Annotated in this window: 2 protein-coding genes; both read left to right on the forward strand. The window is 45.8% G+C overall.

Features of this window, described 5'->3' with window-relative positions; genetic code table 11:
- Positions 1-80 precede the first annotated feature (80 nt).
- Entirely contained in the window at positions 81-419 is a 339-nt protein-coding gene (locus tag HMPREF9412_RS01465; RefSeq protein WP_254663978.1) for a helix-turn-helix domain-containing protein, read from the forward strand.
- On the forward strand, positions 341-969 hold a 629-nt coding region (locus tag HMPREF9412_RS01470; RefSeq protein ID WP_139083833.1), incomplete at its 3' end, for an IS3 family transposase. The genes HMPREF9412_RS01465 and HMPREF9412_RS01470, both read left to right, overlap by 79 nt.

Consider the following 969-nt stretch of genomic DNA (forward strand, 5'->3'; position numbering starts at 1 on the left):
TGAAGTGCACCCCTTAGAATAGACATTGGAAAAAACCCTTGGTTATTCCGATGAATTCTAAGGGGTGTATTTTTGTGGTAATGAAAGGACAAAAGTTAAAGCAATATTCAAAAGAGGTCAAATTAGAAGCGATTCGACTTCATGTAGAAGAGAAGTGGACTTATCGGCAAATCAACGAACACCTTGGTATTCAAGACAAAGACCGAATGAAGCGGTGGATGCGAAAATATCGGGAACAAGGCGAGTTTGGATTGTTGGATCAGCGAGGACGACGAAAAGAATATATGGATCAAGATCGGTATGTCCAAAAGCTCAAACGGGAGAATGAAATGCTAAAAAAGTGCTTGGAAATCTGGATCCAGGAGGAAAGGAAGAACGCTTTACGCTCATCGAGAAAGCAGCGATTCCAAGGCAAGTAGCTGAACTATGCCAGCTCTTTCGTGTCTCTAGAAGTGGTTACTACGCCTATTTGAAGCGAAAAGGGAACGACCGAGATGCCGAGGCGAAACGGCTAATCCGTGAAGCGTACAATCGCTACGAAGGAAAGTATGGCTACCGGCAGCTCCAATTGTTCTTGTGGCAGGATGACGGTGTATGGATGAACCATAAGAAAGTGCTGCGGCTGATGCAAAAACTCGGGCTTCAAGCGAACATTCGCCCTAAACGCCGCTTTAACACGACATACCAAGCTGGAGAACGTGTGTCGGAGAATCTGCTGAAGCGAGACTTTACGGCAGAAAAACCGAACCAGAAATGGGTGACAGATGTGACGCAATACCGGGTAGGCGAGCGATGGCTGTATCTTTCGGCAGTTAAAGACTTATTCAACAATGAGATTGTAGCGTACCAACTCAGCCAACGTAACGACAATGAACTGGTTCTACGGACGTTTGCAAAAGCGTTTGCCAAGCAAAAAGACGTGACCGGATTGGTCGTTCACAGCGACCAAGGTTTCCAGTACACGTCTTA

The sequence above is a fragment of the Paenibacillus sp. HGF5 genome, assembly GCF_000204455.1.
Lineage (GTDB): Bacteria > Bacillota > Bacilli > Paenibacillales > Paenibacillaceae > Paenibacillus_AQ > Paenibacillus_AQ lautus_A.